Genomic DNA, 25,832 nt, shown 5'->3' with positions numbered 1-25,832 from the left:
AGTCCTTTCATGTGAAACAAGGCAAGCCATCAGAACGCCTCGGCGCTGTCGTGGTTCAGCAGCCGCTCGGCATCGCGGCGGCCAAAGAGCCAGAACAGGGCCGGGGTGAGGAAGGTGTCGAGCAGGGTCGAGCTGATGAGGCCCGAGAAGATCACCACGGCCACCGGGTGCAGGATCTCGGTGCCGGGGCGCTCGGCCTCGAACAGCAGCGGCGCCAGCGCAAACGCCGTGACCAGCGCCGTCATGAGCACCGGGCTGAGCCGCTCCAGCGAGCCGCGCAGGATCATGGCGTGGTCGAAGCCTTCGCCCTCGGCGCGCATCAGGTTCAGGTAGTGGCTCACCTTCAGGATGCCGTTGCGCACCGAGATGCCCGCCAGCGTGATGAAGCCGATCAGCGCCGCCACCGACAGCGGCTGCCCCGACACCCACAGCCCCAGCACCGCCCCCACCAGCGCCAGCGGAATGTTGGCCATGATGAGCAGCGACAGCCGCGCCGACTGGTAGCGCGTGTACAGCACGGTGAACATCAGTGCCAGCGACACGAGGGACAGCAGCCCCACCAGGCGGCTGGCCTCCTCCTGCGCCTGGAACTGGCCGCCCAGGGTGATGAAGTAGCCCTCGGGCAGCGGCGTTTGCGCCACTACCTGGCGGATGTCGGCCACCACCTCGGACAGCGCCCGTCCCTGCGCGTTGGCCGAGAGCACGATGCGCCGGCGGCCGTCGTCGCGGCTGATCTGGTTCGGGCCGTCGCCCTCCTCGATGCGCGCCAGGCGCGCCAGCGGCACGCGGCCCCGGGGCGTGTCCAGCAGCAACTGCCGCAGGCCTTCGAGCGAGCGCGCGCTATCGGGCAGGCGCACCACCAGGGCAAAGCGGCGCCCGCCCTCCACCACCTGCCCGACCTTCTCGCCCTCCACCAGGGTCTGCAGCATGGCCAGCACCTGAGCGGCACTCACGCCGTACTGGGCGGCGGCGTCGTAGTCCACGCGCACCGTCACCTGCGGGGCCAGCACCTGCTTTTCCACCTCCAGGTCGGCCAGGCCCGGCACGCCCGCCAGGCGCGCGCGCAGGGCCTCGGCCTGGCCGCGCAGGGTGTCCAGGTCTTCGCCGAAGAGCTTGATGGCGATTTGCGAGCGCACGCCCGAGAGCATGTGGTCGATGCGGTGCGAGATGGGCTGCCCCATCGAGACCGCCACCGGCAGCGGCGCCAGGCGGGCGCGGATGTCGGCCTGCACCTCGGCCATGCCGCGGCGCATTTGCGCGGCGGGCAGCAGGCCCACGTCCAGCTCGCTCACGTGCACGCCCTCGGCGTGTTCGTCCAGCTCGGCGCGGCCGCTGCGCCGGCCCACGTGCGTGACCTCGGGCACCGCGCGCACCAGGCGCTCGGCCTGGCGCGCCACGGCCGTGGATTCGGCCAGCGTCACGCCCGGGTTCAGGCGCAGGCCCACCAGCAGCGTGCCCTCGTTGAACGGCGGCAGGAACGTGGTGGGAAACAGCGGCACCGATGCCGCCGCCAGCGCCACGGCCGCCGCCCCGGCGGCCACGGCCGTGCGCGGGCGTTCCAGCACCGCCTGCAGGGCGCTGCGGTAGCGCGCCTTGAGCCAGGCCAGCAGGCGCGTGTCGCCGTGGTCGAGGTGCTTCATGCGCGGCAGCAGGTACAGCGCCAGCACCGGCGTGACGGTGACCGACACCAGCAGCGACGCCAGCGTGGAGACGATGAAGGCCACGCCCAGGGGCACGAACAGCCGCCCCTCGATGCCCGGCAGCGCGAACAGCGGCAGGAACACCAGCACGATGATGGCCGTGGCATAGACAATGCCCGAGCGCACTTCCAGCGACGCCAGCTTCACCACTTCCAGCGGATGCAGCCGCGCGCCCGACTTGCGGCTGCGGTCGAGCTTGAGGCGGCGCAGCACGTTCTCCACGTCCACCACGGCGTCGTCCACCAGGCCGCCGATGGCAATGGCCAGCCCGCCCAGGGTCATGGTATTGATCGACAGCCCGAAATAGCGGAACACCAGCGCCGTCAGGAAGATGGACACGGGAATGGCTGTGAGCGCGATCACCGTGGGCCGCAGCGTGCCCAGGAACACGAACAGCACCACCGCCACGAACACCGAAGCGCCGATGAGCTTGCCCTGCAGCGTGTGCACCGAGGCCTCGATGAAGCTCGCCTGGCGGAACGTGACGCGCGGCGCCTGCATGCCGCTGGGCAGCGTCTTGGCCAGGTCGGCCAGCGCGGCCTCGATGCGCCCGGTCAGCGCAATGGTGTCGGCCGTGGGCTGCTTCTGGATGCCCAGGATCACCGCCGGCCCGCCCTCGAAGCCCGCGTCGCCGCGCCTGGTGGCGGCGGCGAACGTCACCTCGGCCACCTGGCGCAGCAGCACGCTCTGGCCGCCGCGCGCACCCACGGCCAGGTTCTGCAGGTCTTCCAGCCGGGCGGTGCGGCCCAGGTGGCGGATCAGCACCTCGCGCCCGTTGCGCTCCAGAAAGCCGCCCGAGGTGTTCGCCGAAAACCCCTTGAGCGCCGCCGTGAGCTGCTCGGGCGTCACGCCCAGCTGCGCCATGCGCACGGTGTCGGGCTGCACCTGGAACTGGCGCACCTCGCCGCCAATCGGGATGACCTGCGCCACCCCGGCAATCGACAGCAGGCGCGGGCGCAGCACCCAGTCGGCGTACTCGCGCACGGCCATGGGGGTGGTGCGCGCCTCATCGATCGGGATGGCCACCATCATGATCTCGCCCATGATCGAGCTGACCGGCCCCATGCGGGGCGCGGCGCCGGGCGGCAGGCCCTCTTCCATCGACGACAGGCGCTCCGACACCATCTGGCGCGCGCGGAACAGGTCCACGCTCCAGTCGAAGGTGACGTAGATGAACGACAGCCCCGCGCTCGACGTGGAGCGCACGCTCTCCACGCCGGGCAGGCCGTTCATGCTGGTTTCCAGCGGGAAGGTGATGAGCTGCTCCACCTCCTCCGCCGCCATGCCCCCGGCCTCGGTCATCACCGTGACGGTGGGCTTGTTGAGGTCGGGAAACACATCCACCGGCGTGCGCGACAGCGTGTACGCGCCGTAGGCCATCAGCACCGCCGCCGCCATCAGCACCAGCAGCCGGTGGGCCAGGCTCTTTTCTAGCAACCACTTGAACATGCGGCACTCCTCAGCGGACCTGGTTGATGAGCGAAGCCGCCTCGGTGGCTACGCGCTCGCCCGCGTGCAGGCCCGAGGTCACGGCCACAAGCACGCCATCCAGCGGCACATGGCGCACCACGCGCGGCGCGAAGCGCTCGGGCGCGGTCTTGACCCAGACGATGCTCTGATTCGCCGCATTGCGCTGCAGCGCCGCCACCGGCACCGCCATGCCGGCCACGCGGGCGCGGGTTTGCGCCACCACGCGCACCGGCTGGCCCAGGGCCAGGGTGGCCAGGGCCTGCCCATCGGCCGTGAACGACAGGGGCAGCGCCTGCTCGCGCAGGCTGCGCGCCGCGCCCAGGAAACGCAGCGGCAGCGCCTGCCCGCCCAATGCCAGGTGGGCGCTGGCGATGTCCTGCGCCTGTGCCGGGTCGTAGGCCAGGGCCTCGATGCGCAGGTGGCGCGGGTCCACCACCTCGAACACCAGCTCGCGCGCGTCCACCACCTGCCCGGCCACGGCGTTGGCCGAGGCGATGACCCCGCTGGCCGGGGCCACCAAAGCGTCGCGCTGCTGCAGCCCGGCGCCCACGGCGGCCAGGCGCTGGGTCAGGCTTTGCAGCTCGGCTTCGGCGGCCTCGATGTCCTTGCGCGCCACGGTGTCGGCCAGCGCCTGCAGGCGGGCCACGCGCTGGCGCGCCAGGCCCTGGGCGGCGCGCAGCTCGGCCTGCTGCGCCAGCTGGTTGGAGCGCTCGATGGCGCCCGCCGTGGGCACCACGTAGGCCAGCACCTCGCCCTTGCGCACGGCCTGGCCCAGCACCGGCAGGCCGCGCGGGCCGGCCTCCAGCCGCCCGGCCAGGGTGGCCTGCACCTTGCCGCCGGCGTTCGGGTCCATGGCCACGGTGCCCGCCAGCTCGAAGGCCTGCGGGTGCTCGCCCGCCTGCACAGGCAGCGTGCGCACGCCCAGCTGGTGCTGCGCGGGCTTGGGCAGGAATACGCTGCCGTCGGGCAGGCGGCGCGGCCCGTCGCCGCCCACGGCGGCGGGGGCGTCGTCATGGCCCTCGTGCGCGGGCGCGGCCAGCGGCAGCGCCACGGCCAGGGCAGCCAGCAGCCAGGCGGCGAGGCGGTGGTTGCGGCGCGTCATGCGGCACCTCCGGCGCGAACAGTGGCCTGGGGGGCGGCGCGGCGGCGGTCCCTCCACGCCCATAACGCGGCGCCCAGCGCCGCCAGGGCCCCTGCGGCGCCGGCCAGCCAGCGCATGCGGGGGCTGCCCCCTGGGGCCGCAGCGGCGGCGGGGGCGTGCCAGTCCAGCGCGCCGGCCAGCAGGTCGGTGTCGTCGCCCGCGACCACGGTGGCGGTCACCGGCAGGCTGCCTTCGGCCAGCGGCGCGGCCAGTTCGGCGCGGTATTCGCCTTCGCCCACGGGGGTGACGGCCAGGCGCTGGCCGGCCAGTTCCAGCTCCAGTTGCGCGCCGGGCACGGGGCGGTTGTCGTCGGCCCGGTCGAGGTACAGGGCCAGGGTGTGGCCGTTGACCACGCCCACCAGCTCGAACAGCTCGGAGGCCAGGGCAAAGCGCGGCGCGGCCTCGGTGGACGCAGCGGCGGGAGCATCGTCATGCCCTTCGTGGGCCCGGGCGGCCAGCGGTGCCAGGCCCAGCAGCAGGGCCAGTAAAGGGGCCAGGAGAGAGGCCGGTAAAGCGGCCAGGACGTTTCGGTGTTGCATGGTGATTCTCTGCAATCTCACAAAATGAACTACGTTTTTGATAGCTGCCAGCGCTTTCCATACAAGGGCTGGAGCCCGTTTTTTCTTGAAACCCGGCAGCGCGCTCACTGCGGCAGCAGGCCCAGCGCCTGGCGCAGTGCCGAGAGCGCCGCCGCCGCTTCGATGCGCGCGCGGGCCAGTTGGCGCTCGGCCTGGGCGGCGTCCTGCTCCACGCGCAGGCGCGTGGGCCAGTCGGCCTCGCCCAGGGCAAAGGCCTTGGCCACGAAGCCGCGCGTGGCGCGCGCCAGCTCGGCATGGCGGGCCATGGCCTCGCGCTGCGCCGTGGCAGCGCGCGCGCGCGCCTGGGCGGCCTGGATGTCGGCCCCCAGGCGCTCGCGTTCGCGCTCGGCGCGGGTTTCCAGCTCCAGCGCCTGGGCCAGGGCCGCCGCCTCGCGCGCCTGGGCGCGCACGCCCGCGCCCAGCGGCAGGCGCACGCCCAGCGTGATGGACTGCTGGTAGCGCTCGTCCGCCGTGCCGCGCTCGCGCGCCGCCGAGAGCGACAGCTCCGGGTTGGCGCGTCCCTGCACCGCTACCAGATCGGCCTGGCGCCGCGCCACGCGGGCCTGGTGCAGCCAGTCGGCCAGCGCCGGATGCGCCTCGGGCACGGGCAGCGGCAGCGCCAGCGAAGGCGCCGGGCTGGGCTCGGGCTCAGGCTCGGTGCCGGCCACCGCCGCCGCATCGGGCGCCGACGGCACCGGCGCGCCCGCCAGGGCCTGCAGCGCGAGCCGCGCGGCATCGCTGGCGCCCTGGGCCTCGGCCAGCAGCGCCTGGGCCTGGGCCACGCCCGCCTCGGCCTGGTAGTGCTCGGAGCGCGCCATGTCGCCCGCCTGGTAGCGGCGCGCCACGTCGGCGGCCAGGGCCTGGGCGCTGGCCCGTTGGCTTTGCGCCTGCGCCAGGTCGCTGCGGGCGCGCTGCCAGCCCCACCAGGCCTCGCGCACGCGCGCTGCCAGCTCCAGCTGGGCGGCCTGGGTGCGGCTTTGGGCGGCTTCGAGCGCGGCGTCGCCCAGGGCGGCCTTGCGGGCGCGCTCGCCCGGCAGCCACAGCGGTAGCACCACGCCCACGGTGGTCTCGCGCGCGCCCTGGCGGCTGCCGATGCGGTCGGTCTTGGCCTGCAGATCCAGCGCGGCGGGCTCGGGCGTCCAGGCGTCGGCGCTGTCGCGCTCGGCCTGCGCGGCCTGGCGGCGCAGCTGCAAGGCCTGGGCTTCGGGCTGGCGCTGCCAGGCCTGGGCGAACAGCGCGGGCAAATCGGGCGCTGCAGGCGCCGGGGCGGTTTGCGCCATGGCGGCCGTGGCGCCCCCTGTCAGTGCCCAGGCGCACGCCCAGGCCAGGGCCCCGGGGCGGGGCCGGAATATCGTTCGGTGAAAAGGCATCCGATGTTTCTCCGATGGCAAAGCCATGGGGTGAAAACCGGCAAGACAGGGTGCGCCGCGCCACCAGGGCGCACAGGCGTCACACGCGAAGGGAATGGGGCTGCCCTGCCCCGCTGGCCTTGCCGCTCAGGCAGGGGCGCGCCAGTTGGGGCGCTCGGGGCGGTGCGGGCTGGGCGGCTGCAGCTGCGGCAGCACGAAGGGGGCGGGACGGGCGCCCGCAAGGCGCAGCGGCGGCGCCACAGCATCCATGTGCAGGGCATTGCCCATGCCATGGCAGGCATGGCAGTCCATGTCGGCGCCGGCCTTGGCGGCGCTGGCGCCCGCGCCATCGGCATGGCCATCGTGGTGCTGGTGCACATGGTGGCCGAAATGCGCCGCCGCAGGCGCCGCCTCATGCGCGCAATAGCTTGCCGCCACCGCCCAGACGGACTGGAGCGGCAGGAAAGCCAGGAGCAGGAGGACGAGCAGGCGGCGCATGGGAAGCGGCATTCTATGCCCAGGCGCCGCCCATGCCCGCATGGCCGTGCCGTTGCGGCGGTCTATTGCAGCCTGCCGGGCGCGGTGTGCCACAGCACGCACGGATCTCCCGCCGCCGCCTCGCTCCAGGGCTGGCCCCAGCGCTCGCGCAGGCTGGCCAGCATGGTGCGGAAGTGCGGCGTCAGCGTGGAGAGCCCGGACAGGTTGTCCAGGTTGGCGACGATCTTGGCGCGCATGGCGTCGCGCTGCATGCCGCCCGCCTGGGCAAAGCCGGTCATCAATGCGAGCGTGCCGGCCATCAGCGCCTCGGCGCACGGCAGGCTGTACTCCTCGTCGTGGGAGGACGGAACGGGGGGGGAAGGATGGGTCATGAGAATCGTCTTTCCAGATGGACGGCAAGCCTCGCCGCACAGGCGCCGGGTGATATTACATGAGAAGCATTCTCAACAAAAGCCACATCAACACAAACGAAACACACAACCGAGCACTTCGGAAGGAATAGAAGACAAATCATTCTCATTTAAATTAATATAATTATTTGCCTTTCATCAAACCCACTTTGCCTTCATGCCATGAAGCCTTTGCCTTCCCGCCCGCCGCTCTGGCTTCTTTCCTCCCTGCTGGCCGCACTGCCCGCCCATGCCCAGGAAGCCGGCGCCGAACACACCCTCAAGCCCACGGTCATCACCGCCACGCGCACCGAGCGCGCGCTGGATGACGCCCCGGTGCGCACCGAGGTGGTCACGCGCGAGGAAATCGAGCGCACGCATGCGCGCACGCTCAAGCAGGCGCTGGAGAACGTGCCCGGCCTGCAGTTGCGCGAGGTGCTGGGCAAGTCGGGCTACGAGCTGTCGCTGCAGGGCCTGAGCGCCGACCAGGTGCTGGTGCTGATCGACGGCCTGCCGATCACCGCCAGCACCAGCTCCACCGTGGACCTGGGCCAGTACCTGCTGAGCGACGTGGAACGCATCGAGGTGGTCAAGGGGGCCAGCTCGGCGCAGTACGGCAGCTCCGCCATGGGTGGCGTGGTGAACGTCATCACGCGGCGCACGGCGGCGGGCTTCGGCGGCACGGCGGCGCTGGACCTGGGCAGCTACGGCAGCCAGAACGACAACGGCCGCGGCGCCAGCGCCAACAACCGCCATGCGCGCTTCAACCTGGGCGGCGGCACCGAACACTGGCGCCTGGCCCTGTCGGGCGACGTGGTGGACGACGCCGGCTTCGGCGTGCGGCCCGATGCCTACCCGCGCCAGGGCGACGCCAGCCGCCGCCAGCAGCTGGCCGCGCGCGGCGAATGGATGCCCGACGCGCGGGGCCGCGCCTGGGCCGAGGCCTCGCGCTACACCGAGAACGACACCCAGCGCTACAACGTGTACGTGCCGCCCGCCAACGTGCCGCAGCGCAAGCAGGAGGACATCACGCGCGACCGCGTGAGCGGCGGCATGGACTGGCGCTTCGCCAGCGGCCTGCGCGCGCAGCTCAAGGGCGTGCACGAGCGCTACGACAGCCACTCGCCCGGCTACTCCAACGAAGTGCTCGCCACCAACCGCCAGTCGCGCCAGGAGACGCAGCACCTGGGCACCCAGTTCGACCTGCCGGCCTGGGGCCGCCAGCTCTGGATGGTCGGCACCGACTGGCACCGCGAAACCCTGGCGCAGACCAGCAACGGCCTGTCCGAGCTGGGCGTGGCCGGCAACGCCGAGCGCACCAGCACCGAGCTGTTCGTGCAGAACGACATCCTGCTCTCCGACACCTGGGAAGTGCTGCTGGGCCTGCGCGGCCAGCACGATTCGGACTTCGGCGGCCACTGGGCGCCCAAGGTCAGCGTGCGCGGCAACCTGCTCGATGGCGGCGGCTGGAAGGGCGTGCTGCGCGCCAGCCTGGGCCAAGGCTACCGCGTGCCCAACCTGAAGGAGCGCCACTACCTGTTCGACCACAGCGCCCTGGGCTACAAGGTGGTGGGCAACCCCGACCTCAAGCCCGAGTCCTCGACCAGCCTGCAGGTGGGCGGCACCCTGGCGCACGGCGACCGGCTGGCGATCGAGGTCAACGCCTTCCACAACCGCGTGCGCGACCTGATCCAGACCGACCTGGCCAACGCCACCGTGGCCGACGGCATCGCCACCTACACCTACGCCAACATCGCGCGCGCCCGCACCAGCGGGCTGGAGACCAGCGTCAACTGGCGCGCCAGCGCCGCGCTGCAGCTCAACGCCGCCTACACCTACACGCGCACGCGCGACCTCGACACGGGCCAGGAGCTGACGCGCCGCCCGCGCGACATCGTGCGCCTGGGCGCCGACTGGCGCGCGCTGCCCGGCAGCACGCTGAGCCTGCGCCTGCGCAGCCAGAGCAACGAGCTGACGGACACCGCCACCGGCGCGCGCTCGCCCGCCTGGACGACCCTGGACCTGGCGCTGAACCACAAGCTGGGCGCCGCCACGACGCTGTTCGCAGGCGTCAACAACCTCACCAACCGCCAGCGCGACTTCGCCGCCCAGGGCGACTACGGCCCGATCGCGGGGCGCTTCGTCTACATCGGCGCGAAGGTCGCGTTCGGCAACGCCCTCTGAATTTCCACTGATTCCATTTCCAGATCAATCGAGTACGCGAAGGCGAAGCGCAGACAGTGCTGTAGCACGGCAAGCGAAGCCGACAAAGTAATCGATTGATCTGGAATTGGAATGAATTACCACTGACGACCAGGAGCCTGCACCATGCACCACACGACTTCCCTCAAATACCTGTCCACGGCCCTGGCCGCAGCGGCGCTGGCCGCCTGCGGTGGCGGCGGATCGTCCGGCAGCGGCACCACGCCCACCCCCACGCCCCCCGCCAGCACCAGCAAGTTCACGCAGAACGCCACCTGGCAGTTCACGCTGCCCGCGGCGGGCCAGTCGGTCTGCTACGACTTCGACGCCAAGGCCGAAGTGGCCGGGTGCAGCGGCACCGGCTGGGACATCAAGCTGACCAGCAGCGGCCGCACCGCCGCGCTGTACACCAACAGCGGCCCCAGCGGCAGCGGCAAGGGCGCGGCCCTGGGCGCGCCCTTCACCTACAAATGGGCCGATCTGCTGAACTACAAGGACGCCACGCTCGACCCGGCCTCGGGCCAGGCCGTGCCCGACCGCGCCTGGATGGCCGACTCCGCCAAGAGCGTCTTCACCGGCGGCAACGGCATCCAGAGCGCCGTGTTCGAGTACGACCTCACGGGCAACAACCAGCTGCACCCGAACTTCAACGTGTTCCTGGTCACCACCAACAGCGACTCGGCCGACATCACGGGCGCCGGGGGCAAGGTGTATGCCGTGCAGGTCACCGGCTACTACGGCAGCCCCACGGGCACGACATCGGGCTGGCCCTCGTTCCGCTGGGTCAATACGGCCAGCCCGGGCAACGTGCTCTCCACGCCCGCGGGCGGCATCGACGCGACGGGCGGCTGGGTCTACTACGACCTGGAGAACAACGCCAAGACCACGGAATCGGGCACCTGGCACATCGCCTTCAACCGCTACAACGTCAAGCTCAACGGCGGCGCCTCGGGCAGCGCCAAGGTGGCCGGCTTCGTGGGCAAGAAGCCCGCGGGCTTCTACGACGCCAACGGCAAGCCTGTCACGGCCAAGTTCACCGCCGCGAGCAACCTGAACGACACCCTGGCCGACCTGACCGGCGCGAAGACCGGCCCGGCCACCGCCAGCGCCTGGGTCAAGGACGCCATCGGCTCCGCGCTCACCCCGGACTACACCGGCACCTACCCGAACCCGCTGAACTACGGCTGGTTCACCTACTACCCCACGGCCGCCACCGCGGCTGCCGCGGGCGTGGTGCAGCACCAGATCAAGGCCAACCCGGATGCCGGCACGCTGGTGAAGTCCGCCGCGGGCAACAGCTACGCGCGCATGCGCCTGGCCGAGATCAAGTACGCCGACCCCGCCTCGGCCACCAGCGCACAGACCTGGACCGTCGAATTCGGCATCCAGCCCGCGAACTGATATTTCGCGTGTTTTTGGCCTTCAGCGCTTGCCAGGCAAGTGCTGGCAGCTCTCATTTTTGAACCACTCACCATGAACGCACCCGACATCCGCGCCCGCTTCGCCCAGGCCCGTGCCGCAGGCAAGCGCCACAAGGACGCGGCCGAATCCATCGGCGTGAGCGAAGGCGCGGCCCTCGCCGCGCACGCCGGCGCGCACGGCGCGCCGCTGCGGGCCGTGCCGCTGCGCGGCCCCTGGCTCGAACTGCTGCAGGCGCTGCAGGCCTGCGGCCCGCTGCTCGCCCTCACGCGCAACGCCTCCACCGTGCACGAGAAGACCGGCGTCTACGAAAAGCTGTCGGCCACCGGCCCCATCGGCCTGGCCCTGGGCGAGGCCATCGACCTGCGCCTGTTCTTCCACCACTGGCACGCGGGCTTCGCCGTCACCGAGGCGGCGGCCAGCCCGGGCGCACCCGCCGCGCTGAGCCTGCAATTCTTCGATGCGCACGGCTTGGCCGTGCACAAGGTGTTCTGCCGCGAGGCCACGGGCCGCGCCGCCTTCGAGGCGGTGATGCAGCGCTTCATCGACCCCACGCTGGCGCCGGTATTCCAGGCCAGGCCCGCGGCCCTGGCGCCGCAGGCGGACAGCGCCATCGACGCCCCTGGCCTGCTTGATGCCTGGGCCGCGATGCAGGACACGCACGAATTCTTCGACCTGCTCAAGCGCTTCGGCGCGGAGCGCCGGCAGAGCTTCCGCCTCGCCGAGGGGCGCTTCACGCGCCGCGCCGCCAAGACCGCGCTGCGCCAGCTGCTGCAGGAGGCCGCCTTCGACGGCGCCCCCATCATGGTGTTCGTGGGCAGCCCCGGCTGCATCCAGATCCACACCGGCCCGGTGGTGCGCATCGAGCCCCTGGAGATGCAGGGCGCGCACTGGCTCAACGTGCTCGACCCGGGCTTCAACCTGCACCTGTGCGAGGACGCCATCGACCAGGTCTGGGTCGTCGAGAAGCCCACCAGCGACGGCATCGTCACCTCGGTCGAGGCATTCGACCGCACGGGCGAGCTGATGGCCATGTTCTTCGGCGCGCGCAAGCCCGGCGAGCCCGAGCGCCAGGACTGGCGCGCCATCGTGCGCAAGGCGGCGCCGCTGGCCGCCCTGGCGGCATGAGCGCGGGAGCCGTCCGCATGCACGCCCTGCCCCCCTCGCGGCGCGCGGTGCTGGCCGCGGCCCTGGGCTGCGCCACGCCGCTGGCGCTGCGGGCACAGCCAGCGCCCGCCGCGTCTGCCACATCCGCCGCAGCGGGCCTGCCGCGCCTGGTGACCGTCAGCGGCGCCATCACCGAGGTGGTCTATGCGCTGGGCGCCGAGGCCCAGCTCGCGGGCACCGACACCACCAGCCTGTACCCCGCCGCCGCGCTGAAGACGCCCAAGGTGGGCTACCTGCGCCAGCTCTCGGCCGAGGGCGTGCTCTCGCTGCGGCCCGACGCGGTGATTGCCACCACCGAGGCCGGCCCGCCCGTGGTGCTCGACCAGTTGCGCAGCGCCGGCGTGAAGGTGGAGCTGGTTCCGTCCGAATACACCTGGGACGACGTGCGCCGCAAGGTGCAGGCCGTGGGCCACGCGGCCCGGCGCGAGGACGCCGCGCGGGCGCTGCAGGCGCGGCTCGACGCCGAATGGGCGCAGCTCGGCCGCGAGGTCGCGCAGGCCGCCGCCGGGCGCGCGGCGCCGCGCGTGCTGTTCGTGCTGTCCCACGGGCCCTCGGCCCAGGTGGGCGGCCAGGGCACGGCGGGCGATGCGCTGATCCGCTTCGCCGGCGGGGTGAACGCGCTCACGGGCTTCACCGGCTACCGGCCCATGACGGCCGAGGCCCTGGCCAGCAGCGCGCCGGACTTCATCCTCACCACCGAGCAGGGCATCGATGCCCTGGGCGGGCCGCAGAAGTTCTGGCAGCGGCCCGAGCTCGCCCTGACCCCGGCCTACCAGCGCCGCGCGCTGATCGCGCTCGACGCGCTGCTGCTGATGGGCTTCGGCCCGCGCCTGCCCCAGGCCGTGCGCGCCCTGCACGCCCGCCTGTACCCATGAGCGCATCGAGCGGGCCGGCGCGGCCAGGCGCCGGCCAGACCGCGGGCGCCGAAGGCGCGGCCACGCCACCACCGCCCCCCAGACCCGGCCGGCTGCTGGCGCCGCGCGGCGCGCTGGCGCTCGGCCTGGCGCTGGTGGCGCTGGCCTTCGTCGCCGGCGGCGCCAGCGGCGCCTACCCCATCGCCCCGGCGCAACTGCTGGGGGCGCTGGCGCACGCCGTGTCGGGCACGCCGCCCGACACGCCGCAGCAGCTGGTGTTCCTCAACATCCGCCTGCCCCGGCTGCTGCTGGCCGCCGCCGCGGGCGCGGGCCTGGCGCTGGCCGGCGCGCTCATGCAGGGGCTGTTCCGCAACCCGCTGGCCGACCCCGGGCTGGTCGGCATCAGCAGCGGCGCGGCGCTGGCGGCGGGCCTGACCATCGTGCTCGGCCCCGCCTGGTTTCCCGCGCTGCCGCACGCGCTGGGCAGCTGGACGCTGATGCTCACCGCCTTCGCGGGCGGGCTGGCCGTCACCGGGTTCATCTACCGCTTCGCGCACGGGCCCGCGGGCACCCACGTCGCGCTGATGCTGCTGGCCGGCGTGGCCGTCAATGCGCTGGCGGGCGCGGGCCTGGGCTACCTGAACTTCATGGCCACCGATGAGCAACTGCGCAACATCCAGTTCTGGCTGCTCGGCAGCCTGGGCGGCGCGCGCTGGAGCGCCGTGGCGCTGGTCACCACGGTGGTGGCGCTGTGCTGCGCGGCCGCGCTGGCCTGGGCGCGGCCGCTCAACGCCATCGCCCTGGGCGAGGCGCAGGCGGCGCTGCTGGGGGTGCATGTCGAGCGCACCAAGCGCGCGGCGGTGCTCATCACCGCGCTGGCCGTGGGTGCCATCACGGCCACCACGGGCATCATCGGCTTCGTCGGCCTGGTGGCGCCGCACTGGGTGCGCCTGCTGACCGGGCCGGACCACCGCGTGGTGCTGCCCTGCTCGGCGCTGCTGGGCGCGGCGCTGGTGCTGGCGGCGGATGCCGTGGCCCGCACCGTAGTGCAGCCGGCCGAGCTGCCGCTGGGCGTGCTCACGGCCGCCATCGGCGGCCCCATGTTCCTGTGGATGCTGCGCCACTTCAGGGGCCGCGTATGACGCTGCAATGCATCGATGCGCGGGTGGTGGCGGCGGGCGGGCGCGTGCTGCTCGGCGGCGTCTCGGCCACGCTGCGGCCCGGGCGCTTCACCGCCATCCTGGGGCCGAACGGCGCGGGCAAATCCACGCTGCTGTCGCTGCTGTCGGCCCAGCGCCGGCCCGACGCCGGGCAGGTGCTGCTGGACGGGCAGCCGCTGCACGCGCTGGCGCCGGGCGCGCTGGCGCTGCGCCGCGCCGTCATGCCGCAGGAGGGCACCGTGGCCTTCGACTTCACGGTGCGCGAGGTGGCCGAGCTGGGGCGCTACCCGCACCGCCGGCAGCCGGCCGCCGACGAGAGCGGCATCGTCACGCAGGCGCTGCAGGCCACCGGCGTGGCCGGGCTGGCGCAGCGCATCTTCAACACCCTGTCGGGCGGAGAAAAGGCGCGCGTACACCTGGCGCGCACGCTGGCCCAGGTGTGGGCGCCCCTGCCCGGCGGCGCGGCGCGCTGGCTGCTGCTGGACGAACCCACGGCCGCGCTCGACCTGGCGCACCAGCACCAGGCGCTGCGCCTGCTGCGCGAGCGCGCCCACGCGCAAGGCTGCGGCGTGGTGGCGGTGCTGCACGACCTGAACCTGGCGCTGCGCTACGCCGACGACGTGCTGCTGCTGGCGCAGGGCGAGGCAATCAGCCTGGGCCCCGCGCCCGAGGTGCTCACGCCCGGGCGCATCGAGCGCCTCTGGGGTATCGCCTGCACGCAGGTGCGCGGGCGCGATGGCGCGGTGCAGTACCTGTTCGACTAGTGTCGTGAGTTAGAAGTTCGCAAACAAAATCTCTCGACGCTCGCGAGGATGTCGTCGGCGGTCTTGGACCACACGAACGGCTTCGGGTGGTCATTGTTGTTCTTGATGTAGTGCCTGATCGCCTGTTCGAGTTGTCGTGTGGAGCGATGAGTGCCGCGGCGGATGTACTTTTGCGTCAGGGTGGAGAACCAGCGCTCGACCTGGTTCAGCCAGGACGCAGAGGTCGGGGTGAAGTGCACGTGAAAGCGCGCATGCCGGGCAAGCCAGCTTCTGATGGCAGGAGTCTTGTGTGTTCCGTAGTTGTCCATCACGAGGTGGATGTCCAGCACCGCCGGCACGTTGGCCTCGATGGTGCGCAGGAACTGCAGGAACTCCGCGCTTCGATGGCGGCGATGCAAGTCCCCGATGACGGACCCGGTGGCAATGTCCAACGCCGCGAAGAGCGTGGTCGTGCCGTGGCGCTCGTAGTCGTGGGTACGCCGCTCGGGGATGCCCGGGGCCAGGGGCAGCAGGGGCTGCGTGCGATCGAGTGCCTGAATTTGACTCTTCTCGTCCACGCACAGGACCATGGCCATGAGCGGCGGGTCCAGATACAACCCGACGATGTCGCGCACCTTCTCCACAAACAGGGGATCGCTGGAGAGCTTGAAGGTCTCTTGGCGATGAGGCTGGAGTCCGAATGCGCGCCAGATGCGAGACACCGCCGTTTGCGACATGCCGGTTTCGCGCGCCATGGTGCGGGTGCTCCAATGCGTCGCCGCATCGGGAACGCTCTCCAGCGTCTTGGCGATTACGGCGTCGACCCGCGCGTCGTCAATCGTTCGCGGTGCGCCAGGCCGAGGGGCGTCCAGCAGTCCGTCCAGCCGATGCTCGACGAATCGGGCGCGCCACTTCGAAACCGTCTGCTGCGTCACGCGCTGGCGGCTTGCAACCACCTGGTTGTCCACGCCTTCGGCGCAGGCCAGAACAATGCGAGCGCGCAACGCCAGCGCCTGCGCGGTCTTGCGCCGCAGCGTCAGCGCTGTGAGCTGCTCGCGCTCGGTTTCGCTCAGCACCAGTTCTGCCTTGGGTCTTCCTCGCATGGCCGCCTCGTCGTGTGCATACGGTACACGATCGATTCGGCCATCTTCGATTAGTTCAACGAACTTCTAACTCACGACACTAGGTATCCGCATGAATCCGCATGAAATAGGCCGCAAACGCCCGCCAGACAAGCGCCAGCAGCTATCGAAACAGGAGTTTCCGGGCTGCCCTCACTCGACCGTCAAATGCGCCAGCGCCGGGTCGCCCGGCGGGTAGCGCAAATCCAGCCGCTCCAGCACGGCCTTGAGCAGCGTGGCGATCATCAGGTTGCGGTGGGTCTTGGAGTCGGCGGGCACGATGGTCCACGGCGCCCAGGGCGTGTGCGTGGCCGCCAGCAACTGCTCGTAGGCGCGCTGGTAGCCGTCCCACTGCGCGCGGGCAGCCAGGTCGCTCTGGTCGAACTTCCAGTGCTTGGCGGGGTCGTCCAGGCGCTCCTGCAGGCGCTGGCGCTGCTCGTCCTTGCCGATGTGCAGCATGAACTTGAGCACCACGGTGCCGGTCTCGCTCAGCAGGCGCTCGAAATCGTTGATGTGCGCCAGGCGCTGCTGGTGCTGCGCGGGCGTGATCCAGCCGTTGACCACGGGTACCAGCACGTCTTCGTACTGGCTGCGGTTGAACACCGTGATCTCACCCGCCGGCGGCACCTGCTGGTGGATGCGCCAGAGGTAGTCGCGCGCACGCTCGGGCTCGGTCGGCGCCTTCCAGCCCACGGTGTGCACACCCAGGGCGCTCATGCGGCCGAACACGCCGCGGATCGTGCCGTCCTTGCCCGCCGTGTCGGTGCCCTGCAGCAGCACCAGCAGCTTGTAGCGCTTGTCGGCGTAGAACAGGTTCTGCAGCGCGTCCAGCTCCACGGCCAAGGCCTCCACGGCGGCCTTGTCTTCGGCCTTGCTGCCCAGCGAGAACGGCTTGGCGCGGGGATCGAAGCCGTGCAGCGGCACTGGCTGGCCCGGCACCGGCTGCCAGGCCTTCCAGCGCTCGGCCAGGGCGCGGTCGTGCAGGTCAAAGTACGCGGGGGCAGTTGCCGTAGCGGGGGTGGTGGGCATGGCGGCTCCAAGAAGCAAAAAGGGTGGATGGGCCCGCGCGGCGCGGTTACGGCGGATTGTCGCCCCGCCCCATACGCCGCGCGCCGTGCCTTGGCTTTCGCCGGCTCCTCGCGCAGGCCCGCGCCACGCCCGTCCTGGCATACCCAGCCCAGTTGGGGCTTGCGAGCCGTGGCAGGCTGCGCATTCGATTCGAGCGCAGGCTGGACATCCGCGAAACGCTGCGCAGACGGCTGGTTGCCGCTGTCCGCTCATGCTTCGTCGAGCGGCCGCGTTACCCCCTCTCAGCGAACAGAGGGCCCCTAGAATAGCAAGGCTGTTGCATTGGCTGCCGCCCATCGCGGCCTCTTTCAGGTGTGTGCGTCGCAGTGGCAGAGAACGTGGTGCATGCCCTGCCCCCAATGGCGCAATGGCGCCAGCCATCAGCGCCCGCCCCCAGCATTCCAGCAGTGCCTCATACCAAAGGAAATCTCACCTGTCGCTGCAATCCTCCGTCCGACGCGATCTGCTGACCCTGTGGCTGTCCATTGCCACCGTGGCTCTTGTGCTGGGCTGGCTCCTGTTGTTGCTCAGCCGCCAAAGCGCTGGCCCCCAGATTGCACATGCGCGCCAACTTGCCTCGACCAGTTGCCAGGCGCTGCAAGCGGGTGCGGCACGCGCTCGCCAGCAGCTCTTGTCTGCGAATGAGGAATCTCACCCCATGGCCTCCGCGGCCGCGCAGGCTGTGCTTGATCTGGCGCTGCGCGATCAGCCGGGCATGGAAGGCGGCTTCTGGCGCGCGGATGCGGGTGTGGTGGCCTACGCTTTCCCGACCTACGACGGCACGGGGATCAAGCGCGACCCACCGAGTGCCGAGTTGGAGCGCATTGCCGACATGGCCCAGCGGGCGCTGGATACCGCAAGCCTCGTGACGGATGTCCGGCCTGGTCTGCGTGAAGCCGTGGCTTTCGCTGCCTGCCCCGTGGAAACCGATGGGCCGCGCCTGATCGCGTGGACCCTGATGCGCGTGCCGCTGCTGGCCGCGGAAACGGTCAACACCCTGATCCTTGCAGTAAGCCTGTTGCTGGCGCTGGTCGTGGTCTCCGGCGCATGGCTGGGTTGGATGATTGCGCGCTGGCAGCGCCAGTCAGCCCGTCTGCGGGAGCAACTGGCCCAGTCCGAACGCCTGGCCACGCTGGGGCGCGTTTCCGCCGGGCTTGCGCACGAGATCCGCAACCCTCTGGGCACGATGCGCATGAAGGTGGAAAACGCGATGGCTGCGCCGGTGGATCTGCGGGAAGCCCGGGTGGCTGGCGCGCTGGAAGCCGTGCTGTCGCAAACAGCGCGCCTGGAAACGCTGGTGTCGAGCCTGCTGGCGTTGACGCAGCCATTCCGCGCCGAGCGCGAGGCGGTTGATCTGCGGGAATGGCTGGAAGAGCGGCGCAATGCCCACGCCGAAGCCGCGCAAAAGAATGGCGTCCGGATCACGGTGGAAGTTGACGCAGCGCTGGCCGCCAGCGCCAAGGGGGTTGCCCTGTTCGACCCGGTGCAGATGGCACGGGTTTTTGACAACCTGCTGCTCAATGCGCTGGCGCACACAGGGGAACACGGGCAGGTCGAACTCGGTGCGCGCCGCACGAGCCGTGGCGCACTGCTGCTGTGGGTGGCGGACGATGGCTCCGGCATTCCGCTCGATTTGCGCGCTACGCTGTTCGAGCCTTTCGCCACCCACCGCGCTGGCGGCACCGGCCTGGGACTAGCACTGGTGCGCGAGATCGTGCAGGGCCACGGCGGGCGGGCCTACCTCGCCGACTCGGCCCTAGGAACACGCATGGAGATGGAGCTGCCATGGCCCGCATCCTGATCGTTGACGATGACGCGGCGTTTCGCGGCAGCCTCGCGGAAATGCTGCAGGACCTTGGCCACCAAGTGCTCCAGGCCGAAACCACCGATGCGGGCCTGCACAGGTTGCGCACCGAGGACGTGGATGCCGCCATCGTCGATCTGCGGATGCCGGGAGAGGACGGCCTGGCATTCCTGCGCCGAGCGGCACGCATCTCGCAGGTGCCCAGCATCATGCTCACCGCCTATGCGAGTGGCGGCAACACCATCGAGGCGATGCGCCTGGGCGCATTCGATCATCTGACCAAGCCCGTCGCCAGGACTGCCTTGGTCGAAACGCTCGAGCGGGCCTTGCGGCGAGAAGCCGGCTCCCCGAGCCGGGGCCAGGCGGCTACCGCAGCACGCACGACAGGAGACCCCGTGGATGGCACCGAGCTGGTCAGCAGCAGCGAAGCCATGCGCCAGGTATTCAAGCGCATCGGGCTGGCCGCAGGCAGCGATGCCACCGTATTGGTCCTCGGCGAGACCGGCACGGGCAAGGAACTGGTGGCGCGGGCCCTGCACCGCAACAGTGGCAGGGCTGCCGGACCCTTCGTCGCGGTGAACTGCGCCGCGATCCCGGCCGAGCTGATGGAGAGCGAGCTGTTCGGCCACGTCAAGGGGGCGTTCACCGGCGCCGTCAGCGAGCGCACCGGGCGCTTTCGCGAGGCCGATGGCGGCACCCTGTTCCTCGATGAGATAGGTGACATGCCGCTGTCCACGCAGGCCAAGATACTGCGGGTGCTGCAGGAGCGCGAGATCACCCCCGTCGGTGCCAACCGCGTCCGGCCCGTGGACGTGCGCATCGTCGCGGCCACGCACCGGGACCTGCCCGCCGCGGTCAAGGAGGGGCGCTTCCGCGAAGACCTGTGGTACCGCCTGCAGGTGGTGCCGCTGTGGCTGCCACCGCTGCGCGAGCGCCTGGGCGACGTGCTGCTGCTGGCCGAACATTTCCTGCGCCTGCTGGGCGGCGACTCGCCCAAGCGGCTGAGTGCGGCGGCGGCCCGGCTGCTGCTGGCCCACCCTTGGCCCGGCAACGTGCGCGAACTGCGCAATGCCATGGAACGCGCGGCCATCCTCAGCCATGGCCCCGTCATCGATGCCGAACATGTCGGGCTGCAGACGCCGAATGTGCCCGCGCCGGGCCTGGACATTGACTGGGACGGCCCGATGGAACTGGCCGTCGCCCGCCTGGAACGAGAAATGATCGTGCGCGCTCTGGCAGCGGCCACCGGCAACCGCACGGAGGCAGCGCGGCGCCTCGGGCTGTCCCGCCAGCAGCTCTACCGCAAGCTGGCCGAATTCGGCCTGGACTGAAGCGAATGCACGCAAGCCGGTGTCCGGTTCCGTGACACCCGGGCGTCGCTGGATCGGACGGTGTCCGACACTCGACGCGTACAACCCATTGATTTCAAATGAAATCCTTTTAGGCACGGTGCTTGCGCCACAGGTTGGGTGTTTTTCCCCAACCCAAGGAGCCTTTCCATGTCTACGCATTTCATCGCCATGTCTGCCGCGCTCGCATGCGGCTTGTGCAGCCTGAGCGCACAGGCCCTCCCGCCGGACCCGGCGCCCCAACGGCCCGCACCACCGCCTCAGCGACTGGAAGCCCCTGGCCTGGCGGGCCAGTACGCGGCGGAAGGCCAGGTTCAGCGGATGCTCACTAATCCCTACGGCGAGGTCGACGGACTGCGGCTGAGCGACGGAACGATCGCCAAATTCCCGCCGCACATGGCCGATGCGCTTACGGCTGCGGTCAAGGTCGGCGACTCCGTCCGCATCATTGGACGGGCGGAAGCACGGGGCACGGTCAGGGCCGACGCCATCGTCCACATCGGCAGCGGGCGCACCGTGTACGACCAGCCGCCGCCGGTGGGCGAGGGCCGGGTCTTGCCGCCGCACCTGCGCGCCCAGCGCCTGCAGCCCCAGCAGGCGGAAGGCCGCGTGGAGACCGTGCTCACCGGCCCGCGGGGCGAAGCCAACGGCGTCATCCTGAGCGATGGCAGCATCGTTCGCTTCCCGCCCGAGAGCCTGCGCCTTTCCGTGCAGGCGGGCGCGCCATTCGCGGCGTCCGGCCTGGGCACGCGCAATGCGTTCGGCACCTCTTTGGAAGCCGTCAGCATGGGCACCAGCCTGTCCGCCCTGCAGCCGCTCTACGACCGCGTGCCCTGAGTCCGTGCCTTCGCGTGCCTGGCCAGTGCGGGCGCTCGCCACACTCGCCGGGCACGGCGCTTCCCCTGACTGGAGTTTTCTCGATGCCTCCCAAGCTCTTGCCCATTGCACTGCTTTTCGTATCCAACGCCTTCATGACGGTGGCCTGGTATGGCCACCTCAAATTTGGAGACCGCCCGCTTTACCTGGTGGTGCTGGTGAGCTGGCTGATCGCGCTGGCCGAATACTGCTTCGCGGTCCCTGCCAACAGGATCGGCCATGCCATCTACAGCGCGGCCGAGCTCAAGACGATGCAGGAAGTCATCACGCTGGTGGTCTTTGCCGTTTTTTCCGTTGTCTATCTCGGCGAAAAGCTCACGCTTAATCATCTGGTGGGTTTCGGCTTCATCTGCCTGGGCGCCTTCTTCGTGTTCAAAGGCCCTTTGCATTAGGCGGCGGCGATGACGATGCCCTCCATGGTGCCAGCACATGCCCGTTCGCGGAGCTGGCTGTCCAGCCTGAATTTCTTTCTGGCCGACGTCCGTGACGGCCTGGGGCCTTTTCTCGGCGTGCTCCTGGCCAGCCAGGGCTGGCGAGCCGACGACATCGGCTATGTGATGGCCGCAGGCGGCGTCGCTGGAATGCTGGCAACCGCGCCGATGGGAGCGTGGGTCGACGCTTCACGCCACAAGCGGCGGCTGCTGGCAGGTGGCACCATCGTGCTCACGCTGGCGACGGTGGCTTTATGGACGACGCCATCGTTCGGCGCCGTCATTGCATCCCAGGTGGCGACGGGAATTGCGGGCGCCTTGATAGGGGCCGGCATCATGGGCATTACCTTGGGCCTCGTGGGCCAGAGAGAATTGCCTCGGCAACTAGGCATCAACGAGTCCTGGAATCATGCTGGCAACGTGGCCACGGCGGCATTGGCCGGGCTGGCAGGCTATCGATGGGGACTGTCGGCCGTGTTGGTCTTGATGGCCCTGATGGCGTGTGCGGCGCTTGCATGCTTGCGGCAGATCCGCCCGCAGGACATCGACCATGAGCGCGCCCGTGGCGGTGGGCTCGCGCTCCAGCGACCTGCGCAAGGTCGAAGTTCCTCGCCGTCCCTACTCCGGGTACTGACGGAATCGCGTGACCTGGGCCTGCTCGCGGTCACCATGCTGCTGTTCCACCTGGGCAATGCCGCGATGCTTCCCTTGTTTGCGCAGGCTATCGTCGCACGCGGGCTGGCGGACCCCAGCGTCTTCACGGCGTCGGCCATCATCGTGGCGCAGTTGGTCATGATTCCTGTCGCGCTTTGGGCCGGATGGCATGCCAGCCGGCACGGATACCGGGCACTGGTCATTGCCGCCCTGTTGGCGCTGCCCATGCGGGGGATGATCGCCGCGTGCACGGAATCCCCGTGGGCACTGGTTCCGGTACAGGTGCTCGATGGAATCGGAGCGGGCCTGCTGGGCGTTGCCCTTCCGGGCCTTGTCGCCAACATCCTGCAGGGCACGAGACACATCAATTCGGGATTGGGCGCGGTCATGACGATCCAAGGCCTGGGCGCTGCCGCCAGTCCCGCCCTTGCTGGTGCCATCGCACAGCATTTCGGCTATGGCGCAGCCTTCATTACGCTGGGCGTGGTGGCCGCTGCCGGGCTGATCTTCTACTGTCTTGGCACCTCCCAGCCCCGACACTCACAGAGCCTGCAAGACGCTGCCCGGCCGCCCTGCAATCCACAGCCGTCCACACCATCCGCGGCAAATTCCCCAGCAGCCGCCCCGGTGTTCGGAAACGGTCATTCAGGCTGACAAACCGAACGGCAGCTTCCAGGGCGTGTCATCAACTCCACGAACCGCCGCGCCCCCAGCCCCAGCGGGCGCTCCTTGGACCACACCACATCCACCCACAGTGAAACGCCATTGCTCAGGTTGGCGAAGTGCATTTCGGCCAGGGTGCCGGCCTGGATGCGGGGCTCGGCCAGTGCGCGGGGCTGCCAGCCCCAGCCCAGGCCGGCCTCGATCAGCCCGAGCGCGGCCAGGTGGTTGTCGGTGCGCCAATGGTGGCGGGCGAACACGAAGCGCGGGTCGGTCTGCGTCCAGTCGCGGCTGGCGACGACGATCTGGCGCGTGGTGGTGAGGTGCTCCTCGCCCAGCAGCGGTGCGGGGGGCTGCGCCAGCAGCGGATGGTGCGGGGCGATGACGGCAATCAGCACTTCGCTGCCCACTTCCTCGAAGCCTTCGCGGCCGTCGATGCTGGGGCGCTCGAACACCAGCGCCAGCTGTGCGCGGCCGGCGTGCAGCATGGCCACGGCGTCGGTCTGCGGGGCGGCCAGCACTTCCACCTGCAAGAGCGGATATTCGAGCGCCAGGGTGGCCAGGGCAGCCGTCCAGTGCGCGCCAAGCAGCTCGGGGGCAATGGCCACGGTCAGCCGCTCTTCCAGCCCCTGGGTGAGTGCCAGCGCCTGGGCGTTGAGCTGGTGCAGCTGCAGCGCCAGTTGGCGCGCCTGGGGCTCCAGCGCGCGGGCAGCGGCGCTGGGCCGGGGTTCGCGGCTGCTGCGGTCGAACAGTTGCACGTCCAGTTCGGCCTCCAGGTGCGCCATGGTCATGCTCACGGCCGAAGGCACGCGCGACAAGGCCCGCGCCGCCGCCGAGAACGAGCCGTGGTCGAGCACGGCGAGAAACACCTGCACGCTGTCGGAAGTGAAGGCCATGGCGGCAACCTGTCAATTTTTCTGAAATAAGCTGACTTTATATATCAGCCATAGGCACATAAAGTTCGCCCCCATGACTGCCAAGACCTTTGCATCCGCTCCCATTTCCGCCCCTGCCCCGCTATGGTTCTACCTGCGCGGGCGCCGCCGCCGCGTCATCTACGTGGCGCTGTATGAACTCATCGCCATCGCCGCCGCGACGGCCGGGCTGGCCCTGCTGGCCGGGCAGAGCGCGGGGCACTCGGGCGTGGTGGCCGTGGCCGCCTCGGCCATCGCCATCGTCTGGAACATCGTCTTCAACTGGGCCTTCGAGCGCTGGGAGGCGCGCCAGAGCGTGAAGGGGCGCAGCGTGCGCCGCCGGGTGGCGCACGCCATTGGCTTCGAGGGCGGGCTGGTGTTCATCCTGGTGCCGCTGTTCGCCTGGTGGTTCCAGGTGACGCTGTGGCAGGCGCTGGTGATGGATCTGGGGCTGGTGGTCTTCTTCCTGTGCTACACCTTCGTCTTCAACTGGGCGTTCGACGCGGTGTTCGGCCTCCCCCTGTCGGCGCAGCAGGGCTGACGGGCCTGCGCCGCGGCCATTGCTATTCATACATAGAATAGCGCCCGGCACGCCCCGTTCCCATCCACGGCCCCGCCAGGGGCCGTCTCTTTTTCTGCTTCCCCCCTATCGCCATGTCCCATCCCCAAGAACGCGTGGGCGAGCGCTTTTCGCTCGCCGCCATGCAGCAGGCCCGAGAAAACACCTGGGAGGCCGTGCGCCGCATCGCCCAGGCCGTGCAGCCGGGCATGCGCGAGGGCGACGCCTGCGCCCAGGCCACCGCCATCCTCAAGGGCATGGGCATGGACCGCATCTGGCACCAGACCCTGGTGCGCTTTGGCGAGAGCACGCTCAAGACCTTCCAGCGCCGCATCGACCCCGACCGCGTGCTGGGCGCAGACGACATTTTCTTCATCGACATCGGCCCCGTGTGGAACGGGCACGAGGGCGACGCGGGCGCCACCTTCGTGGTGGGCGACGACGCCGAGATGCGCGCCTGCGCCGACGCGGCGCGCACCCTGTGGCACCGCGTGGCGCAGTGCTGGCGCGCGCAGGGGCTGGCGGGCACGGCGCTGTATGCCTACGCCGCCGAGCAGGCCCAGGCCATGGGCTGGCGGCTGAACGTGGACATCAAGGGCCACCGCGTGTGCGACTTTCCGCACGCCATCTACCGCGCGGGCGACCTGGGCGACTTCGGCGCATGCCCGCAAACGGGGCTGTGGATTCTGGAGATCCAGATCGCCCACCCCACGCGCCCCTTCGGCGCGTTCTATGAAGACCTGCTGGTGGAGGGCGATCCCGAGGGCGGCGTGGTGGCGTTCGACGAAGCGACCGGCCGGCTGCGCGGGTAGGCGGGGCCAGGGCCCCTGGCGCCTGCCTGCGGTTTTGGCAGGCCTGGCTCAGCGCGCCACGGCGTGGCGGCGCAGCCAGTCGGCAAAGGCGGGTTCCGCCAGTTCGCCGGAGGCAAGGGCGAGCACGTGCAGCGTGGCGTCGGCCTGCGACGCCGACAGCCGGTAGCCATTGAGACCCAGGAACAAGCCAACCGCCAGGAAGGCCGCCCGCTTGTTGCCATCCACGAACGGATGGTTGCGCACCAGCCCCGCCGCATAGGCCGTGGCCAACTCTGCGGTGTCTGGTGAACCGTAGGCCACGAGGTTCTGCGGGCGGGCCAGTGCGGAGTCCAGCAAGCCTTCATCGCGCAGGCCAGACGCGCCCCCATGCAGCGCCAGGCTCTCGTCGTGGAGCAGCAACAAGACCTTCTTGTCCACCCAGCGCCAGGTGCGAGGCGCCGTCATTTCGCCAGCGCGTGGAAGGTGTCGCGGAACTCGCGCATGAACTCGCGGCCCATGGCGATCTGGTCATCCAGGCCCGGGTCATAAGGCGTCAGGTTGACGCCCTCGGGCGAATCCGTCAAAAACAGCGTGTCGCCCTTTTCCAGCTTCAGGCGCGCCAGCACCTCCTTGGGCAGGATGACGCCGACGGAGTTTCCGATCTGGGTGAGCTTGAGGGTGTGCATGGCAGGTTCCAAAAGTTATAACTTGAATTATAACTTTGCCCCCCTTGTTACCCCATCATTTGATTTCTCCCTCATCGATCTCCAACGCCAGCCCGGGCGTGGTCTCGATCTGCACCTGGAAAGGCTTGGCCGGCTTCTCGAACGCAAAAGCGCCCCGCGCGTCGAGCCGGCCGCGCACGGATGAACTGGGGCAAGGAAAAACCGCACCGCCCACTGCCCTGGATGTGGCCGGTGCAGGGATTCACGCAG

Annotated in this window: 24 protein-coding genes; 13 read left to right on the top strand and 11 right to left on the bottom strand. The window is 70.3% G+C overall.

What is annotated here, in order from left to right:
* Window positions 1-29 precede the first annotated feature (29 nt).
* The 6 genes from YS110_21625 to YS110_21600 form a co-directional block, all read right to left on the bottom strand.
* Window positions 30-3,149 carry an efflux RND transporter permease subunit gene (locus YS110_21625; protein ID UJB67174.1) on the bottom strand — a complete coding sequence of 1,040 codons (3,120 nt, stop codon included), beginning with the start codon at window positions 3,147-3,149 and terminating at the stop codon, window positions 30-32.
* 10 nt (window positions 3,150-3,159) lie between these two features.
* Window positions 3,160-4,272 carry an HlyD family efflux transporter periplasmic adaptor subunit gene (locus YS110_21620; protein UJB67173.1) on the bottom strand — a complete coding sequence of 371 codons (1,113 nt, stop codon included), beginning with the start codon at window positions 4,270-4,272 and terminating at the stop codon, window positions 3,160-3,162.
* Complete coding sequence (locus YS110_21615; protein ID UJB67172.1) at window positions 4,269-4,850, bottom strand: hypothetical protein; 582 nt, start codon at window positions 4,848-4,850, stop codon at window positions 4,269-4,271. The genes YS110_21620 and YS110_21615 overlap by 4 nt, the downstream gene beginning before the upstream one ends.
* A gap of 104 nt (window positions 4,851-4,954) precedes the next feature.
* Entirely contained in the window at window positions 4,955-6,259 is a 1,305-nt protein-coding gene (locus tag YS110_21610) for a TolC family protein (GenBank protein UJB67171.1), read from the bottom strand.
* Between the two features lie 126 nt (window positions 6,260-6,385).
* The gene (locus tag YS110_21605) at window positions 6,386-6,736 is read right to left on the bottom strand and encodes a hypothetical protein (GenBank protein UJB67170.1); all 351 of its coding nucleotides are present in this window, start codon (window positions 6,734-6,736) and stop codon (window positions 6,386-6,388) included.
* Window positions 6,737-6,798: 62 nt separating this feature from the next.
* Window positions 6,799-7,107, bottom strand: coding sequence for a hypothetical protein (locus YS110_21600; protein ID UJB67169.1), 309 nt, complete (start codon window positions 7,105-7,107; stop codon window positions 6,799-6,801).
* A 201-nt stretch (window positions 7,108-7,308) separates the two neighbouring features.
* Here YS110_21600 and YS110_21595 point away from each other — a divergent pair, with 201 nt between their 5' ends.
* The 6 genes from YS110_21595 (at window position 7,309) to YS110_21570 (ending at window position 14,691) form a co-directional block, all read left to right on the top strand.
* Window positions 7,309-9,309 (top strand): TonB-dependent receptor, encoded by a 2,001-nt coding sequence (locus tag YS110_21595; GenBank protein ID UJB67168.1) that lies wholly within the window; start codon window positions 7,309-7,311, stop codon window positions 9,307-9,309.
* Window positions 9,310-9,453: 144 nt separating this feature from the next.
* The gene (locus YS110_21590; GenBank protein ID UJB67167.1) at window positions 9,454-10,728 is read left to right on the top strand and encodes a hypothetical protein; all 1,275 of its coding nucleotides are present in this window, start codon (window positions 9,454-9,456) and stop codon (window positions 10,726-10,728) included.
* 72 nt (window positions 10,729-10,800) lie between these two features.
* Window positions 10,801-11,874: a hemin-degrading factor gene (locus YS110_21585; protein ID UJB67166.1), complete on the top strand. Its 1,074-nt coding sequence runs from the start codon at window positions 10,801-10,803 to the stop codon at window positions 11,872-11,874.
* Between the two features lie 17 nt (window positions 11,875-11,891).
* Window positions 11,892-12,788 carry an ABC transporter substrate-binding protein gene (locus YS110_21580; protein UJB67165.1) on the top strand — a complete coding sequence of 299 codons (897 nt, stop codon included), beginning with the start codon at window positions 11,892-11,894 and terminating at the stop codon, window positions 12,786-12,788.
* Window positions 12,785-13,909, top strand: a complete 1,125-nt coding sequence (locus tag YS110_21575) for an iron ABC transporter permease (GenBank protein UJB67164.1) — start codon at window positions 12,785-12,787, stop codon at window positions 13,907-13,909. Before YS110_21580 ends, YS110_21575 begins: the two co-directional genes overlap by 4 nt.
* Window positions 13,906-14,691: a heme ABC transporter ATP-binding protein gene (locus tag YS110_21570; protein UJB67163.1), complete on the top strand. Its 786-nt coding sequence runs from the start codon at window positions 13,906-13,908 to the stop codon at window positions 14,689-14,691. Before YS110_21575 ends, YS110_21570 begins: the two co-directional genes overlap by 4 nt.
* Here YS110_21570 and YS110_21565 read toward each other — a convergent pair.
* Both YS110_21565 and YS110_21560 read right to left on the bottom strand, forming a co-directional pair.
* A complete protein-coding gene (locus tag YS110_21565) occupies window positions 14,688-15,773 on the bottom strand; it encodes an IS630 family transposase (protein UJB67162.1) in 1,086 nt (361 codons plus the stop codon). The two genes, YS110_21570 and YS110_21565, sit on opposite strands and share 4 nt — an antisense overlap.
* A gap of 171 nt (window positions 15,774-15,944) precedes the next feature.
* Window positions 15,945-16,820, bottom strand: coding sequence for a polyphosphate--nucleotide phosphotransferase (locus YS110_21560; GenBank protein ID UJB67161.1), 876 nt, complete (start codon window positions 16,818-16,820; stop codon window positions 15,945-15,947).
* A gap of 406 nt (window positions 16,821-17,226) precedes the next feature.
* On the opposite strand from YS110_21560, the gene YS110_21555 reads away from it, so the two are divergent.
* From YS110_21555 to YS110_21535, 5 genes are all read left to right on the top strand, one after another.
* Window positions 17,227-18,660: a sensor histidine kinase gene (locus YS110_21555; protein ID UJB67160.1), complete on the top strand. Its 1,434-nt coding sequence runs from the start codon at window positions 17,227-17,229 to the stop codon at window positions 18,658-18,660.
* Window positions 18,645-19,994 carry a sigma-54-dependent Fis family transcriptional regulator gene (locus YS110_21550; GenBank protein ID UJB67159.1) on the top strand — a complete coding sequence of 450 codons (1,350 nt, stop codon included), beginning with the start codon at window positions 18,645-18,647 and terminating at the stop codon, window positions 19,992-19,994. The genes YS110_21555 and YS110_21550 overlap by 16 nt, the downstream gene beginning before the upstream one ends.
* Before the next feature lie 168 nt (window positions 19,995-20,162).
* Window positions 20,163-20,849 (top strand): hypothetical protein, encoded by a 687-nt coding sequence (locus YS110_21545; GenBank protein ID UJB67158.1) that lies wholly within the window; start codon window positions 20,163-20,165, stop codon window positions 20,847-20,849.
* Window positions 20,850-20,932: 83 nt separating this feature from the next.
* A complete protein-coding gene (locus YS110_21540) occupies window positions 20,933-21,280 on the top strand; it encodes a DMT family protein (GenBank protein UJB67157.1) in 348 nt (115 codons plus the stop codon).
* Window positions 21,281-21,289: 9 nt separating this feature from the next.
* Window positions 21,290-22,627 (top strand): MFS transporter, encoded by a 1,338-nt coding sequence (locus YS110_21535; GenBank protein ID UJB67156.1) that lies wholly within the window; start codon window positions 21,290-21,292, stop codon window positions 22,625-22,627.
* On the opposite strand, the gene YS110_21530 is transcribed toward YS110_21535, so the two are convergent.
* Complete coding sequence (locus YS110_21530) at window positions 22,615-23,529, bottom strand: LysR family transcriptional regulator (GenBank protein UJB67155.1); 915 nt, start codon at window positions 23,527-23,529, stop codon at window positions 22,615-22,617. The two genes, YS110_21535 and YS110_21530, sit on opposite strands and share 13 nt — an antisense overlap.
* A 133-nt stretch (window positions 23,530-23,662) precedes the next feature.
* Between YS110_21530 and YS110_21525 the strand changes: the two genes are divergently transcribed.
* Together YS110_21525 and YS110_21520 are read left to right on the top strand one after the other, a co-directional pair.
* Entirely contained in the window at window positions 23,663-24,088 is a 426-nt protein-coding gene (locus YS110_21525) for a PACE efflux transporter (protein UJB67559.1), read from the top strand.
* A gap of 113 nt (window positions 24,089-24,201) precedes the next feature.
* Window positions 24,202-24,918, top strand: coding sequence for an aminopeptidase P family protein (locus YS110_21520; protein ID UJB67154.1), 717 nt, complete (start codon window positions 24,202-24,204; stop codon window positions 24,916-24,918).
* 48 nt (window positions 24,919-24,966) lie between these two features.
* Here YS110_21520 and YS110_21515 read toward each other — a convergent pair whose 3' ends face one another.
* Both YS110_21515 and YS110_21510 read right to left on the bottom strand, forming a co-directional pair.
* Window positions 24,967-25,362, bottom strand: coding sequence for a type II toxin-antitoxin system death-on-curing family toxin (locus YS110_21515; GenBank protein UJB67153.1), 396 nt, complete (start codon window positions 25,360-25,362; stop codon window positions 24,967-24,969).
* Entirely contained in the window at window positions 25,359-25,583 is a 225-nt protein-coding gene (locus YS110_21510) for an AbrB/MazE/SpoVT family DNA-binding domain-containing protein (protein UJB67152.1), read from the bottom strand. The genes YS110_21515 and YS110_21510 overlap by 4 nt, the downstream gene beginning before the upstream one ends.
* Between the last annotated feature and the right edge of the window lie 249 nt (window positions 25,584-25,832).

It is taken from the genome of Acidovorax sp. YS12 (assembly GCA_021496925.1).
In the GTDB taxonomy this organism is placed as follows: Bacteria; Pseudomonadota; Gammaproteobacteria; order Burkholderiales; family Burkholderiaceae_C; genus Paenacidovorax.
Note: the sequence above shows the minus strand (reverse complement) of the source record. Positions and strands in the feature narration are given on the sequence as shown.